The organism is Dactylosporangium sp. CA-139066, from assembly GCF_050936175.1.
Lineage (GTDB): Bacteria > Actinomycetota > Actinomycetes > Mycobacteriales > Micromonosporaceae > Dactylosporangium.
Map to the genome: position 1 here is coordinate 8368170 of NZ_JBNJNH010000001.1, position 14228 is coordinate 8382397.

Genomic DNA, 14228 nt, shown 5'->3' on the forward strand with positions numbered 1-14228 from the left:
GCATGGCCCGCGGACCCGTACTCGTGATCGGCCTGGACCCCGCCCGCATCGACGGCTGGGACCCGGCCCCGGTGATCGCGGCCATCGCCCGCGGCCACGCCCGCTTCGCCGAGCACGGCATCGAGGCCGACCAGTGCCTGGTCGCCCCCGACGACAACCCGGAGGCCGCGATCACCGCCGCGCTCACGGCCCGCGAGTACGCCTGCGTCGTCATCGGCGGCGGCATCCGCAAGCACGAGCCGCTCCTGGACCTCTTCGAGAGCGTCGTCAACCTGGTCCACCGCCACGCGCCGGGCGCCGCCATCGCCTTCAACAGCACCCCCGACGACACCGCCGAGGCCGCGCTGCGCCACCTGCGGTAAACCGCCGCCCTCGTCGGGCGGGACGACGACGTCGCCGCGGTCCGCGCGTTCCTCGACCGGCCCGCCACGGACGGCGGAGCGCTCATGGTCATCGGCGACGCCGGCGTCGGCAAGTCCGCCGCTCGACGGCGTCGGCGCGGGCCGGCACGGGGTGCCGGCCGTCCAGCTCGATCGTGGCGCCGCGGCGGGTCAGCTCGGCGATCAGCGTCGACTTGCCCGCGCCCGACATGCCCGTCACCAGCACCCGTGCCACGGGGGTCAGGTGTTGTGCAGCGCCTGCAGTACGCGGGGCAGCAGTGGCGCGTTCCAGGTGCCGTTGGGGACCTGGATGCGGGACCTCGCCCTGCCGTCGCGGAGGGCCAGCAGGTGCAGGTAGGCGTTCTCGCGGCGCACGCCCGCGTACGCCGGCCAGGCGATCGACCGGCGGAACAGGCCGCCCTTGTGCACGCCGGCGGGGTCGAGGCGCAGGCCGGCCATCTCGGTCGTGCCGCCGCGGTGCACGGTGGTGACGGCGTCGGCGACCAGGCGCAGGCCGGCGTGCTGCTCGATGAGGTCGACGGCGTGGGCCCACCGCTCGTGGAACGCGGTGCGTGTGGCGTGGTCGACCCGGGTCTTCAGGGGGCCGGTGGTGCCCGAGAACATCATGAACGTGGCGGTACGCCGGGCGTCGCCGACCCCGATCGTGAAGCTCGTGTGCAGGTAGGCGCCGTTCACGTGCTGGTCGACGGCGCGGTACAGCAGCCGGCTGATCTCCGGCCAGGCGAAGGCCGCACCGTTGACCTCGACACCGTCGCCGGTGATCCGCAGGCGCGCGGTGCGCGCCTTGCCGGGCTTCGCCTCCAGCTCAAGCAGCAACTCGCTCACACCGGTGGGGCGTTCCATCCCGTTCCATGGTCCCGGCCGAACGGGCGGGTCATGGCGGACAGGAGCGTGTGCTCGTCGTCGTCGGCCGCGAGCTGCCACGTGAAGGCGCCGCGCAGGCCGTTGGTGGCGGCGAACCTCGCGCGCTCCTCGATGGACTGCGGGTCCTCGTAGCTCACGAACGTCTGCGACTGCGGGTGGTAGAGCCACGGGGAGCGGGCGATCGGGTGGCGGTGCTGCTGCCAGGACGGGTCGGACAGGTAGTCGCGTTTGATGTCGCGCCAGTCCGGGGGCTCCAGGGTGCCGGTCTGGGGCTGGAACAGGCCGGGCGGCGCGGCGCGGAAGGCGCGGCCGTAGAAGGGGACGCCCAGCACCAGCTTGTCGCGCGGGACGCCGTGTGCGGTGTAGCAGTCGACGGCGGCGGTGACGTTGTTCCAGCGGCGCAGGGCCGGGGGCATGGGCTCGTCGGGGACCTCGGCGAAGGGGGCGTTGAAGGTGGCGATCGGGGAGAAGCCGGTGCCGAAGTCGTACGTCATGAGGTTCACGAAGTCCAGCACCTCGGCGAGGGCCTCGAGGCCGTAGCTGGCCGCCGGGTCGTACGGGCCCGCGGACTGCAGGCGGCCGGCCGGCAGGGCCGCCGTCAGCAGGCGCGCCGGGCCCAGGGCGGCGCGCAGCTCCCGCGCCAGCAGGGTGGCGTTGTGGCGGTCGTCCGGGCGGTGGGTCAGCTCCGGCGGGCCGCCCGCGACCGGGAACTCCCAGTCGAGGTCCACGCCGTCGAACCCGCTCGCCAGGGCCAGGGTCTGCTCGATGAACGCGGCCCGGGAACGGTCGGTGAGGGCGGCGTCGGAGAAGCCGCCGGCGCCCCAGCCGCCGATGGACAGGACCGTGTTCGGGGCCAGGCGGCGCAGGGTCTCCAGGTGGGACGGGGCGTCGGGTGGGAGGCGCAGGCGGCCGTCCTCGATGGTGGCGAACGCGTAGAAGACGTGCGTCAGCCGGCCGGGTGGAATCGCGGACGATTCGATCGCCGTCGCGGGAAGGTACCCGCCGAGGACCGTGATCATCATCGCACCGTAGCACCACGGGTGGGTGACCGGCGGCGGACGCCGCGGGCCCGGGAGTCACGGACCGGGCCCACGGCGGACATCGCGGAGCTCTGGGGAAAAATCCTAAGCGACCAGGTCGAACTCCTCCCACGGGCCGATCGCGTCGCGGTTGGCGATGAGGGCGGCGGCGCCGCCGTTCTCGGCCGTGACGTACTTGCTGTTGACCGTGGCCTGGAAGGAGACGGTGCCGTCGGCGTTGTTGACCCGGCGGAACGTCTCCCAGCTGCCGGCGGACGCGCGGTTGGCGATGAGGCTCGCCGCGCCCGCGTTCTCGGCGCACACGTACTGGTTGTTGACCGCGGCCTTCAGCGCCACGTTGCCGCCGCCGAGGTCGACGATGGTGAAGCGCTGGGCCGTGCCGACCGTGCTGGAGTTGGCGATGAGCGGGTTGGTGCCGGCCGTGACGTACAGGTTGTTGGCCCGCGAGCGCAGCGCGACGCCGCCGCCCCCGCCCGTGGTCGTCACCCGCACCGACGAGATGGCGTCGTTGCCGCCCGTGGTGGCGAGGTTCGGGGTGTCGGCGTTGAAGGTCCACGACGGGCCGGCGAAGCCGCTGTCGCCGTACGCGGTCACGGAGTAGCCGGACGGGACGCGGATCGACGAGACGCTGTCGTTGGCGATGCCGAGCGCCTGCAGCGTCGACAGGTCGTAGTCGCCGGCGGCCAGCTGGACGCCGGTGCCGCCGTAGTTGATGTCCGGGTAGAACGTCGGGCCGGTGCCGGGCGCGCCGCCGCCGGTGCCGAGCGTGGACGCGGTGCCGGACAGGGACTTGACGCCGTTGTTCGGCGAGCCGGTCAGGGTGGTCGCGCTGTACGACGACAGCAGCTTCGCGGTGCGCTCCACGACGTAGTTGGTGTTCGCGGCCGTGGCGAAGGAGATCTCGGACGCCGTCGTGGTCTGCAGGATCGCGTTGTCCGAGGTGCGGCGCACCTGGACCTGCTGGGTGCCCCACGGGTTGACCACGCGGGCCTGCTTGCCGTAGAGGCTGCGCAGGCCGACGTACTTGATGTCGCCCGCCTCACGCTCGGAGGAGACGAGGAAGCCGTCCTTGGCCAGGAGCGTGAACTTGCCGACGAAGCCGCCGACCGACGGGGCCGCCGGGAAGACGCGGATCTTGTCGTTGTAGCTCTGCATCAGCGACTCGTTCATCGCGACGAGGTGGATGCCGAGGTACTCGAACACGCCGTTGGTGTTGTTCGTCATGCCGTTGGGGTAGTTCTGGTACCGCTGCAGCATGAGCTTCATGCCGTTGTACGCCTGGTCGCCCAGGCCCAGCCGGGCCGCCTGCGCGGCGTCGTTCGCCCACACGTTGGAGTACGGGTTCGGGCGGGTGTTCCACGTGTTGAGCGCGGTCTGGTAGTCGCTCGCGCCGATGCCGGTGCGGTCGTACGGCCAGATCAGCTCCGACGACACGTTCTCGCCGTTGCGCTGCTGGGCCGGGGCCGGCGGGTCGTGCGGCAGCCAGGCACCGCCCGACACCTGGTACGGGTGCAGCCGGTTCACCAGGTCCTGCCACTGCGAGCGCAGCGTGGCGTCGACGTTGAGGTCGGTCGAGACCTGGATCGCGATCGGGGCGAGCAGCCGGACCGCGGCGAGGTCGGTGATCGCGTTGCGCACGTCCCAGTACGTCTCGTGGGCGTTGGAGCTCGGCATCACCCACTCGTTGTTCTGCAGCTGGAACCGGTTCTGGTAGAAGCGCAGCACGTCACGCATGAACGGGTACACGGTGTTCTGCAGGTACGCGGTGTCGTTGGTGTACCGGTACTGCAGGTACATGTTGTACGCGGCCTCGGTGCCGGTGGAGTAGATGTCGTTGACGTAGTCGGAGTTGATGGTGCCGCGGGCGTTGCCGTCCCAGCCCATCGTCTCGGGCACCCACAGCGCGTTGGCGACGCCGTAGCGGGTCTGCGTGTACGACGTCATGGCCGCCTGGTTGCGGCTGTAGAGCTTGTTGAACGTCGCCATCATGTCGGTGTGGTTGGAAGACAGGAACGAGTTGTAGACGTCGCGCTGGTTCCAGTACCAGTAGCCGTTGGACCACTTCGTGTTGTCCTGCGTGGCGCGGAAGACGCCGTTGATGAAGTGGTACGGGTAGTTGCCGAACCCGCCGGCGGCGATCATGTACGTCGCCAGGTAGTACACGTTCTCCATGTAGTCGGCGTCGCCGCCGCCGTTGGAGTACTGCACGAACGACCTGCCCCAGAACCCGTGCCACCAGTTCTTGTAGTTGGTGAACGTGGTGGCGTACCCGGTCGACTTCACCGACGCGAGCTGGCTCTTGGCCGCGGCGACCGAGTCCCGGTTCGCCGCGTTGATCCGCGACGCGGCCGTGAACCAGATCGTGTAGCTCGACGTCGGCGTGATCGTCAGCCGCACGTGCGTGCCGTCCACGGTGGACGACGTGTAGGACGCGCCCTCGACGGTCGCGGCGAGCGTGTACCCGAACCCGTTGGGGTCGGCCTGCCCGCGCGACAGCCCGACGCCGGTCGAGTCGGCGAACGTCGACGCGGTCTTCCAGGTCGTCAGGTTGGGCACGTCGGCGGAGTTGGTGACCGCGTTGAGGTCCCACAGCCCGAGGTCGAGGCTGATGTTGGACACGCCGGTGCGGGTATCGTCGACGTGGATGCCCATGACCTCGGAGTTGGGCGACCCCATGATCGTGACGGTCCGGTTCGAGTCGTACTTCGTCGTGAGCGTGCCGTCGTACAGCGACAGCCGCTGCTGGAACGTCGAGTACCCGGAGCTGATCGACGGCGTCGTGGAGAGGTTGACGTTGCCGGCCGCGTAGGCCGACTGTTCGGAGAGGTCGACGCCGGACACCTGCATGTTGAGCTGGTTGGCGTTCCACACCATCGCGCCGGTCTTCCCGTTGCCGACGGTGAGCCCGTACAGCGGGTTGGTTTGCGGCGAGTTGTACACGACATCGTGCTTGGCGAGGTACGAGCCGTAGTCCACGTTGAGCGTGCCGGTGCTGGAGTTGAAGGCCGCGTCGGTCGTCGAGGCGCTGGCGGGCCCGGACTGCACGACCGAATACAACAACAAGCCGGCGAGCGTGGCGGCGACGGCGGCGGGCGCAAAGACCCGCCGCCAGCGGATGGGAGACATCGGTTCTCCTTGTCGGACGGGGCTGACCGATCGCGCTGGCAACGTGCGGGCCTCGCCGACGACCCGTGTGCCACGCATCCCTGCACCGCCCGGAACCGACATTCATTGGATGACCGTGAGGTAGGCGGCCCCACGGTGGCGGTCCTGGGCGGCAGATGCGGTTTACACAGAAGCGAAACATAGGATGATTTCGGTGTGATGTCAATAACAGCGATTCGAAGCATTGCGCTACCGCGACGCCCGCCGTGGTCCGGGCCCGTGACTCCCGGGCCAAGCCAGGCCCGCGCGTAGTCACGGTCGCTCTGGTACCCGGCCGCCGACAGCCGCCGGACCACCGTTCGCCGCCTCGCCGCCCGGGACGCGCTCGACCTCTGCGCACACAGGCCGGACACAGCGCCCGACACCCGCTCGGTGAACGCTGTCGCGCCGGCTCTGGGGCGGCGACGGAGCGGCACGGCGCCTTGACCGATGAGAACCTCCGGCGACGTGGGAGTTGCGAGGCGATGGTTTGCGCGGCCGACGGGACCCACGGAGGAGGTCGGGTGGGCGGCGGCGATCGATCAGACGGGGTCCTGGCCGTAACGTACGTTCGGGGTATGGGAACTCTGGATGGAACAGTCGCGCTCGTCACCGGGGCGTCCAGCGGCATCGGGGAGGCGGCCGCGCTCGCGCTGGCGGAGCGTGGGGCCGCGGTCGCCATCGCGGCGCGGCGGGGTGACCGGCTCGAAGGGCTCGCCAAGCGGATCGAGGACCGCGGGGGGCGGGCGCTCGTCATCGTCGCCGACGTCACCGACCGGGAGCAGGCCGACAACGCCGTCGCGCGGAGCGTGGAGTGGCTCGGGCGGCTCGACACGCTCGTCAACAATGCCGGGGTCATGCTGCTCGGGCCCGTCGTCGGGGCGCCCGTCGACGAGTGGGAGCGGATGGTCTCGATCAACGTCATGGGGTTGCTGTACTGCGCCCGCGCCGCCCTCCCCCACCTGCTGGAGGCCGCCGAGCAGGGGCCGCGCAACGTGGCCGACATGGTGAACATCAGCTCGGTGGCCGGGCGGGTCGCGCGCAACGGCAGCGCGGTGTACAACGCCACGAAGCACGCCGTCGGGGCGTTCAGCGAGGGGTTGCGCCAGGAGGTCACCGGGCGGTTCGTCCGGGTGTCGCTCGTCGAGCCGGGCGCGACCGAGACCGAGCTGGCCGGGCACAACCGGCCCGAGGTGCGCGAGACGATCCAGGCGCGCTTCGAAGGGGTCGAACGGCTGCAGGCCGAGGATATCGCCGACACCATCGCGTACATCGTCACCCGGCCCCGCTACGTGGCCGTCAACGAGATGCTGATCCGGCCGACGCAGCAGCAGGCCTGAACGACAAAGAACGCTGTCACATGCGAGGCGGCGGCGGTGCTGAGTGGGTGTGCAGAAGGAAGTGCGGCCGGACCTCGAGCAGGGCTTCCGCGCCGCGTACCCGCAGGTGGTGGCCGTCGCCGCCCGCGTCCTCGGCGCGCGCGACCACGCCGCGGACGTGGCCCAGGAGGTGTTCCTGGGGTTCAGCCGGTCCTCGGTGCCGGCGGGTGAGGCGCTGGGGTGGCTCAGCGTCGCCGCGGCGCACACCGCGCTGAACCATCTGCGCGCCGGGCGGCGGCGCGCCTCCCGCGAGCGGGCCCACGCCGGCGACGGCGTCGCCCCGGACGTCGCCGACGCGGTCGTGGCCCGCGACGAGCGCCGCCGCGTGCGCGCGGCGCTCGCCCGGCTCCCCCGCCGGCAGGCGATCGCGCCGGTGCATCACCGAGAAGGCCGCCTGCGGCCGGTGAGCGGCCTGGCCCTGCTCGCCCGCCGCGACCTATGACGGCAGCAGCTCCTGTTCGGCCATGAACGCGCGCAGCGTCTCGGCGTCCGCATCGGACATCAGCCAGCGCGGGATGACGGTGGCGGGCATCCGCCCGACGTACACGACCCAGAAGTCGGGCGTCTCCACCACCCGGGTCACCCCGTCCCAGGCGATCCCGCCGGACTCCGAGCCGCTGCGCATCATGATGTTGTCGTCGGTGATGTCGTAGTCGCCCTCGACGGCGTAGTCGCCGGACCGGCGCCGCGCCTTGGCCCGCACCCAGGGCGCGTACAGCATCGACAGCACCCCGCCGACGAGCAGCGCCCAGCACAGCGACGAGATCTTGTCACCCCACGAGACGAACCGCGACACGGCCAGCCCGACCACGCCGAGCCCGGCCAGGAAGGCGCCGATGGTGGTGTACCGCCGCAGCCGGACGCCGGCGAGCACCGCGGCCACGCGGCCCGGATAGGCCGGGTCGGCCGGCACGTCGAATCTGATGTGCACGTCGAAGACGATAGTGCGTCACCGACGGTTCAGGGCGGCGCCGGCGTGGGTCCGCACGCGCCGGTCCGGATCCGCGCGGAGCGGGCGGGCGCCGGACCGGCAGCTCCGGCCGAGCGCCCGGGCCAGGCCGGCCCGGACGTCGGCGGACTCATCCGCGGCCGGCGTCGAGCATCGCGGGGTCACGCGGCGATTGCGCGTCGCGTACGCTCGTGGGCGTGCTGCCGCCCGAGCCGCGCTTCCTGCGCCGCGCCGCCCTGGTCGCGGGCGGGCTGCTCGCGCTGGCCGGGCTGTCCGTCGTGCTGACGTCTCGCGGTGACTCGCGCACGGCCCGCGACCTGTGCACGGCCGCGGCCACCGCGCGGTTCGCGGCCCCGGCCGGCGTCGCCTCGGTCGACCGGGTCGACGACGACACGTTCCTGGTCCGCGGCTCGGCCGGCCGGAGCCCGTACACCTGCCGCGTGGTCCGCGAGCCGCTGGACGACCACTGGGAAGTCTCCGGCGTCAGCTGATCGCCGCGACCGGCCCGGTTCAGGTGAGCATCGCGGCGGGCTGAGCGACGCCGATGGGCGACAGTTCGCCGGCGATCGCGTGCAGGAACGACTCGACGCGGGGGCGGTCCCAGCCGGGGCGGTTCACGCGCAGGATCAGGTCCAGGGAGGTGAGGCCCCGGGCGATGAGGTAGAAGCCGGGACCGGTCGTGCGCGCCGGCTCGTACCACTCCACGGTGGCCGGCGCCGGGGCGTCCTGCGAGGGGAAGCCGGGCGGGGCCAGGATCGGGTTGTAGTAGTACCCGGGGTCGGCGTCCGCGTGCTCGGCGCGGATCGCCACGATCGCGTCCGGGGAGCAGACGCCGTTCTTCAGCGCGTTGAACGACTTCCAGTGCGTCCTGCCCGCCGCGGCGTCGAAGGGCTCGGCGGGGTCGAGGTCGACCAGCAGCGGCACCCACTGGTTCAGGCTCGTCACGAGGCTCGCGTTGCGCTCGTCGTAGCGGTTGGACGACATCGGGAACAGCAGGTGCGTGCCCTCGCCCGTCGCCGCGCGCAGCGCCCGGTGATACGCCGTGAGCAGCACGCTGGCCAGGCTCACGCCCAGCTTCGCGGCGGCCTCGTGCGCGTCCGGCATGGGCACGCCGGTGTGCAGCGTGGCGCCGACCCGCTCGGGCTCGCCGGCGCCGTCGGCGAGCCGGGGCGCCGCCGCGAGGGTGCGCCGCCAGTACCGCTCGGCGGTGCGCAGCCGCCCGCCGCCGTCCTCCTGCTGCTCCAGCGCCATCTCCAGCGGCCCGGGGGCCGCGGGCAGCTCCTCGCCGCCGAGCAGCCGCAGGAAGTCGTCGCGCATCACGAGCGCCGCGGCGCCGTCGGCGGCCATGTGGTTGACGATGACCAGCACCTGCGCCGGGCGCGGGCCGTCGAGCAGCAGCCAGGCCCGCCAGGGCAGCTCGCGGGTGACGTCGATGGCCCGCTGCAGCTCCCGCTCCTCAAGGCCGGCCCGCTCGGCGACGTCGGCGGTACCCTGCCGGATCTGCTCGAGGATCCCGGCCTCGCCGTCCTCGCACAGCCACTGGCGCGGCATCCCGGCGTCGTCCACGACGTAGCGGGTGCGCAGCGAGCCGTGGCGCAGCGCGAGCCGGGCCAGCGCGCGCCAGACGTCCGCCTCCTGCGCCGGCGCGTCCGGGGGCAGGTCCCAGACGAAGGTCAGGTTGGCCTCCCAGGACCGGCCGGGCGGCATCTTCTCGATGTCGCGCCAGACCGACAACTGGCCGACGGTGGCCGGGTACGTCTTCACGCTGCCTCCACAGTGGACGCCGGGACCGGGGCGGGCGGCCCGCGGCCGGATGTTCCCGGTCCGCCCGCGACGTGCAGGTGGGGCGGGGCCGCCGCAACCGAGGGCGCGGCGGCCCGGCCCCGGTGGGGTCAGCCCGAGACGACCTTGCGACCCGACACGACCTTGCGGCCCGAGACCACCCTGCGGCCCGAGACGACGCGCCCCGAGACGACCCTCTGCTTCGTGTCCGACATGTTGACCTCCTTGGACGGGCGTGCACGCTGATCGAGCGAATGCACGCGGAAGGCAGCGACGATTTCCGCTGGCCAGTCCGAAAATCGCGGCGAGCCAGGAAAGGCGGCCATTCGCGGAAACGTCAACCGTCGATGGCCGAAAGAAGCATTACCCCGCGTTTGATCCGTGTCAACCGATGTAATGCCGGGGCTGGACCCCGGCTTGTTCTGGCTTGAGGTGGTTCGACCTGATCCGGCCGCCGACGTCTGCACGGCATCCGACATATCGCAAACCACTACCGAACCGGGCTTCCGGGCAAGTTCTACTGAACGACCGATATCGATGATATTGGTCTTTCCGGACCGGGTGTTCCGGCCATTGTCGTCGTCGCCTCGCCGCAAACGGCGGCCGGTCGGCGGCCCGCCTCAGGGGCGGGCCGCAGATTGCCGCGAGCGTGAGTCAGGCCGATGACGACGAGAAATGCGGCCACCGCCGGGCGGCGAAGCGGGCTTCCGCAATGCCGGGGCGGGCCGCCGAGCCGGCGCCGGCGGCGGCCGCGCAGGTGCCCGTCGGGGCACGCCGAGGGATACGCCTGCCGGATTCGCGTTGCGCGGGTCGGGGATAGGGTGCCGGCCCGCTCGCGCGGCTCCGTGAGGGGTCAGCCGCCGAGCTTGGGGATCGGGAGCAGCGAGGTCAGGTTCGGGGTGGGCAGCGGCAGGCCCGGGGTGGGCAGGATCTGGGTCGGCAGGCCGGGGAGCAGCGGGCCGGTCCCGCCGGTCGGGTTGCCGGTGCCGCCCTGGGTGCCCGGCGTCGTGCCGCCCGGCGCCGGGGTCGCCGTCGGTGCGGGCCCGGGCGCGCCGGGCGCGGTCGTCGGCGCGGCGGTCGCGCCCGGCGCGCCGGCCGTGGCGGTGGGGGCCGGGGTTGCGGCCGCCGGCAGCGAGCGGCGCAGCGCGTCGATGCGGTCGAGCAGGCGCTGGCGGGCGGCCGGGTCGTCGACCTGCGCGGCCTCGCGGGCGGCGGTGTCGAGGAGGCGGCGGGCGGTCTCGGGGTCGCGGTTGGCGATCGCCGCGGCGGCGTCGTCGATGGCCTGCTGGGCGGCGCGTTCGTGGGCCTGCTCCGGGTACAGCACCTGGGTCAGCGGCCACAGCGGGCCGTCCGGGCCGGACTGGCGGGCGCCGAGCGCGGCGCCGGTCAGCAGCACGGCCGCGGCGATCGTCCCGGCGAACGCTCGCCGCAGCCCACGCCCCGTCGGCGCCGCCCGCTCCGGCCGCCCCGTCGGCGCCGCCCGCTCCGGCCGCCCCGTCGGCGCCGCCCGCTCCGGCCGCCCCGTCGACCCCGGCCGCGCCGCCCGCTCCGGCCGCGCCGTCGACCCCGGCCCCGCCGCCCGCGCGGCCCGCCGTTGGCCCTGACGCTCGCGGTGATCCGACATTTCGGAAATGTCCGGAACGCTCGGCTCTAACGGCACGTCATCGCGCAACACCGGCGGATCGGCACCCTCGACGAGGCGCAACGGCGAAGAGGCAACATCCAAAGGCGAGGGAACAGCGTCCGCGGGGGAAGTGGCCACGTCCCCGGGCGGAGTGGGCACGTCTGCGCGCAAAGCGGGCATGCCCACGGGCGGAGTGGGCGCGGCCGCGGAGGAAGTGGGCGCGGCCGCGGAGGAAGAGGCCACGTCCCCGGGCGGAGTGGGCACGTCTGCGCGCAAAGCGGGCATGCCCACGGGCGGAGTGGGCGCGGCCGCGGAGGAAGTGGGCGCGGCCGCGGAGGAAGAGGCCACGTCCCCGGGCGGAGTGGGCACGTCTGCGCGCAAAGCGGGCATGTCCACGGGCGACGTGGGCGCGGCCGTGGAGGAAGAGGCGGCAGAGGACAGCGCCGCGATCACGTCCGGGCGCAGGGCGGGGAGGTCCGCGGACAGGTCGTCGTGCCAGTCGGCCAGCAGGTCGGCCAGGGGGTCGGGGCCCGGGTCGGTGCCGGCGGCCAGGGCGGACAGCAACGCGTCGTCGGCCTGGAGGGTGGACAGGTCGACGGCGCGGTCCGGGGAACCGTCGTTGCGATCCGTCATGCCGCCACCTCGCCCAGCGTGTCGCCCGCCAGCGTACGCAGGCGGGCCAGCGCCCGGGACTGCGCGACCCGCACCGCCGCCGCCGACATCCCCACGATCGCGCCGACCTCCTCCGCCGGCAGGCCCGCCGCCACGCGCAGCACCACGATCTCGCGCTGCTGCTCCGGCAGGCGCGCGAGCAGGCCCGACAGGCGCCGGGCCAGGTCCGTGCTCACCGCCTGCTGCTCGGGGCCGGGCGCGGCGTCCGGGCGGTCGTCGAGGCGCTCGATCGGGGCGGGACCAGGGACGCGGCCCGCGGCCCGCTGGGCGTCGGCGACCTTGTGGGCGGCGATGGCGTACACGAACGCGCTGAACGGCCGGCCCTGGTCACGGTAGCGGGGCAGGGCGCGCAGCAGCGCCAGGCAGACCTCCTGGGAGACGTCGTCGGCGGTGGTGTAGGCGCCGCCGATGCGGCCCAGCTTCGCGCGGCAGTACCGGACCAGGCCCGGGCGCAGGCCGGCCAGCAGCGCCGCCGTGGCCTCCGGATCACCGTGCACGGCGCGGTGCACAAGGTCCTCGTCGATCGCTGCCGTCATGGGAGCCTTCGCTTGCAGGGGGTGCTCGCACGCTAACCGCTGCGGTGCTGAACCACCACTCGGACGAAAGAATTTCGTCAGCCCTGTTACGCCCGGGCGGGCCGCCGCGATGTAACCCACGAAGCGAGCGGACGAGGGAGGGTCGATGGGCGTCGAGGTCCGGGTCGAGGGGCTGGCCAAGTCCTTCGGGGCCCAGCCGGTGTGGGAGAACGTGAGCCTCACCCTGCCGGCCGGGGAGATCTCGGTGCTGCTCGGCCCGTCGGGCACGGGCAAGTCGGTGTTCCTCAAGACCCTCGTCGGGCTGCTGAAGCCCGACCGCGGCGCGATCTGGGTCGGGGAGCACGAGCTGACCCGGCTGCGGGAGCGGGAGCTGTACGAGGTGCGCAAGCTCTTCGGGGTGCTCTTCCAGGACGGCGCGCTGTTCGGGTCGATGAACATCTACGACAACGTGGCGTTCCCGCTGCGCGAGCACACCCGCAAGCCGGAGCGCGAGATCCGGGCGATCGTCGCCGAGAAGCTCGACATGGTCGGGCTGGCCGGCGCCGAGGCGAAGCTGCCGGGCGAGATCTCCGGCGGGATGCGCAAGCGGGCGGGGCTGGCCCGGGCGCTGGTGCTCGACCCGGAGATCGTGCTGTTCGACGAGCCGGACTCCGGGCTGGACCCGGTCCGCACGGCCTACCTCAACCAGCTCATCATCGACCTCAACCAGCAGATCGAGGCGACGTTCCTCATCGTCACCCACGACATCAACACCGCCCGCACGGTGCCGGACAACATCGGGCTGATCTACCACGGGCACCTGGCGATGTTCGGGCCGCGGGAGATGCTGCTGTCCAGCACCGAGCCGGTGGTCCGGCAGTTCCTCAACGCGCAGCGGATCGGGCCGATCGGCATGGCCGAGGAGAAGGACGCCGACGAGCTGCAGGCCGAGGCCGACGCGGGCGCCGAGCCGCCGCCGCTGCCGCCGATCCCGCTGCAGCTGCGGCCGAGCGACGGCGGGCCGCGGCGGGCCGAGCGCCGGCCGGGCATGTGGTGCGCGGCCAACGCCGTGCTCCCGCCGGAAGGGTCGTTCCAACGATGAAGCCGATGGCCGCCGCCGGGCTCTTCTTCGCCTTCGCCCTCGACGCGCTGCGCGGGCTGTTCCGCCGGCCGTGGCAGTTCCGCGAGTTCGTGCAGCAGGCGTGGTTCGTCAGCTCCGTGTCGATCCTGCCGGCGGCGCTGGTGTCGGTGCCGTTCGGCGCCGTGATCGCGCTGCAGCTGGGCTCCCTGGTGCGCCAGCTCGGCGCGCAGTCGTTCACCGGGGCCGCCGCCGTGCTCGCCGTGGTGCGCGAGGCCGGGCCGATCGTGACCGCGCTCATCATCGCCGGCGCTGGCGGGTCGGCGATCTGCGCCGACCTCGGGGCGCGGAAGATCCGCGAGGAGCTCGACGCGATGCAGGTGCTGGGCATCGACCCGCTGCACCGGCTGGTGGCGCCCCGCATCGCGGCCACGATGCTCGTCGCGGTGCTGCTCAACGGGCTCGTCAGCGTCGTCGGGGTGTGCGGCGGGTACTTCTTCAACGTCGTGCTGCAGGGCGGCACCCCGGGCGCGTACCTCGCCAGCTTCCAGGCCCTCGGGCAGCCGCCCGACCTCGTCGTCGGCGAGATCAAGGCGCTCGTGTTCGGGGCGGTGGCCGCGCTCGTCGCCTCGTACAAGGGGATGACGGCCAAGGGCGGGCCGAAGGGCGTCGGGGACGCGGTGAACCAGAGCGTGGTCATCACCTTCATGCTGCTGTTCGCGCTCAACTTCGTCATCACGGCCGTGTACTTCCAGATCGTGCCGCAGAAGGGGAGCTGAC

The 14228-nt window shown here is 72.8% G+C and carries 15 protein-coding genes; 6 read left to right on the forward strand and 9 right to left on the reverse strand.

The genetic code is table 11. From position 1 onward, the window contains the following. Positions 1-2 precede the first annotated feature (2 nt). Positions 3-362 (forward strand): hypothetical protein, encoded by a 360-nt coding sequence (locus ACQEVU_RS38250; protein WP_433332472.1) that lies wholly within the window; start codon positions 3-5, stop codon positions 360-362. Positions 363-450: 88 nt separating this feature from the next. Here the strand turns inward: ACQEVU_RS38250 and ACQEVU_RS38255 are convergent, their stop codons facing one another. From ACQEVU_RS38255 to ACQEVU_RS38270, 4 genes are all read right to left on the reverse strand, one after another. Beyond that, on the reverse strand, positions 451-615 hold the full coding sequence (locus tag ACQEVU_RS38255; RefSeq protein ID WP_433332474.1) for a hypothetical protein: 165 nt from the start codon (positions 613-615) through the stop codon (positions 451-453). A gap of 5 nt (positions 616-620) precedes the next feature. Beyond that, entirely contained in the window at positions 621-1244 is a 624-nt protein-coding gene (locus ACQEVU_RS38260; RefSeq protein WP_433332476.1) for a hypothetical protein, read from the reverse strand. Continuing rightward, positions 1223-2284 (reverse strand): glycoside hydrolase family 18 protein, encoded by a 1062-nt coding sequence (locus tag ACQEVU_RS38265; RefSeq protein WP_433332478.1) that lies wholly within the window; start codon positions 2282-2284, stop codon positions 1223-1225. Before ACQEVU_RS38265 ends, ACQEVU_RS38260 begins: the two co-directional genes overlap by 22 nt. Positions 2285-2389: 105 nt before the next feature. Beyond that, complete coding sequence (locus tag ACQEVU_RS38270) at positions 2390-5431, reverse strand: glycosyl hydrolase family 95 catalytic domain-containing protein (protein ID WP_433332480.1); 3042 nt, start codon at positions 5429-5431, stop codon at positions 2390-2392. Between the two features lie 596 nt (positions 5432-6027). On the opposite strand from ACQEVU_RS38270, the gene ACQEVU_RS38275 reads away from it, so the two are divergent. Together ACQEVU_RS38275 and ACQEVU_RS38280 are read left to right on the forward strand one after the other, a co-directional pair. Next, positions 6028-6789: an SDR family NAD(P)-dependent oxidoreductase gene (locus ACQEVU_RS38275; RefSeq protein ID WP_433332482.1), complete on the forward strand. Its 762-nt coding sequence runs from the start codon at positions 6028-6030 to the stop codon at positions 6787-6789. A gap of 49 nt (positions 6790-6838) precedes the next feature. Then, complete coding sequence (locus ACQEVU_RS38280; protein WP_433332484.1) at positions 6839-7270, forward strand: sigma factor; 432 nt, start codon at positions 6839-6841, stop codon at positions 7268-7270. Here the strand turns inward: ACQEVU_RS38280 and ACQEVU_RS38285 are convergent. Then, on the reverse strand, positions 7265-7759 hold the full coding sequence (locus ACQEVU_RS38285; RefSeq protein ID WP_433332486.1) for a YcxB family protein: 495 nt from the start codon (positions 7757-7759) through the stop codon (positions 7265-7267). The two genes, ACQEVU_RS38280 and ACQEVU_RS38285, sit on opposite strands and share 6 nt — an antisense overlap. Positions 7760-7974: 215 nt before the next feature. Here ACQEVU_RS38285 and ACQEVU_RS38290 point away from each other — a divergent pair, with 215 nt between their 5' ends. Then, entirely contained in the window at positions 7975-8268 is a 294-nt protein-coding gene (locus tag ACQEVU_RS38290; protein WP_433332488.1) for a hypothetical protein, read from the forward strand. Between the two features lie 19 nt (positions 8269-8287). On the opposite strand, the gene ACQEVU_RS38295 is transcribed toward ACQEVU_RS38290, so the two are convergent. The 4 genes from ACQEVU_RS38295 to shbA form a co-directional block, all read right to left on the reverse strand. Beyond that, a complete protein-coding gene (locus tag ACQEVU_RS38295; RefSeq protein ID WP_433332490.1) occupies positions 8288-9541 on the reverse strand; it encodes a condensation domain-containing protein in 1254 nt (417 codons plus the stop codon). Between the two features lie 128 nt (positions 9542-9669). Beyond that, positions 9670-9885, reverse strand: a complete 216-nt coding sequence (locus tag ACQEVU_RS38300) for a hypothetical protein (RefSeq protein ID WP_433332492.1) — start codon at positions 9883-9885, stop codon at positions 9670-9672. Positions 9886-10412: 527 nt separating this feature from the next. Then, positions 10413-11816 (reverse strand): hypothetical protein, encoded by a 1404-nt coding sequence (locus tag ACQEVU_RS38305; RefSeq protein WP_433332494.1) that lies wholly within the window; start codon positions 11814-11816, stop codon positions 10413-10415. Further along, positions 11813-12391 carry an RNA polymerase sigma factor ShbA gene (gene shbA, locus ACQEVU_RS38310; RefSeq protein WP_433332496.1) on the reverse strand — a complete coding sequence of 193 codons (579 nt, stop codon included), beginning with the start codon at positions 12389-12391 and terminating at the stop codon, positions 11813-11815. Before shbA ends, ACQEVU_RS38305 begins: the two co-directional genes overlap by 4 nt. A gap of 145 nt (positions 12392-12536) precedes the next feature. Between shbA and ACQEVU_RS38315 the strand changes: the two genes are divergently transcribed. Beyond that, positions 12537-13472 carry an ABC transporter ATP-binding protein gene (locus ACQEVU_RS38315; RefSeq protein ID WP_433332498.1) on the forward strand — a complete coding sequence of 312 codons (936 nt, stop codon included), beginning with the start codon at positions 12537-12539 and terminating at the stop codon, positions 13470-13472. A 5-nt stretch (positions 13473-13477) separates the two neighbouring features. Beyond that, positions 13478-14227 carry an MlaE family ABC transporter permease gene (locus ACQEVU_RS38320; protein WP_433332500.1) on the forward strand — a complete coding sequence of 250 codons (750 nt, stop codon included), beginning with the start codon at positions 13478-13480 and terminating at the stop codon, positions 14225-14227. The last annotated feature ends 1 nt before the right edge of the window (position 14228 follow it).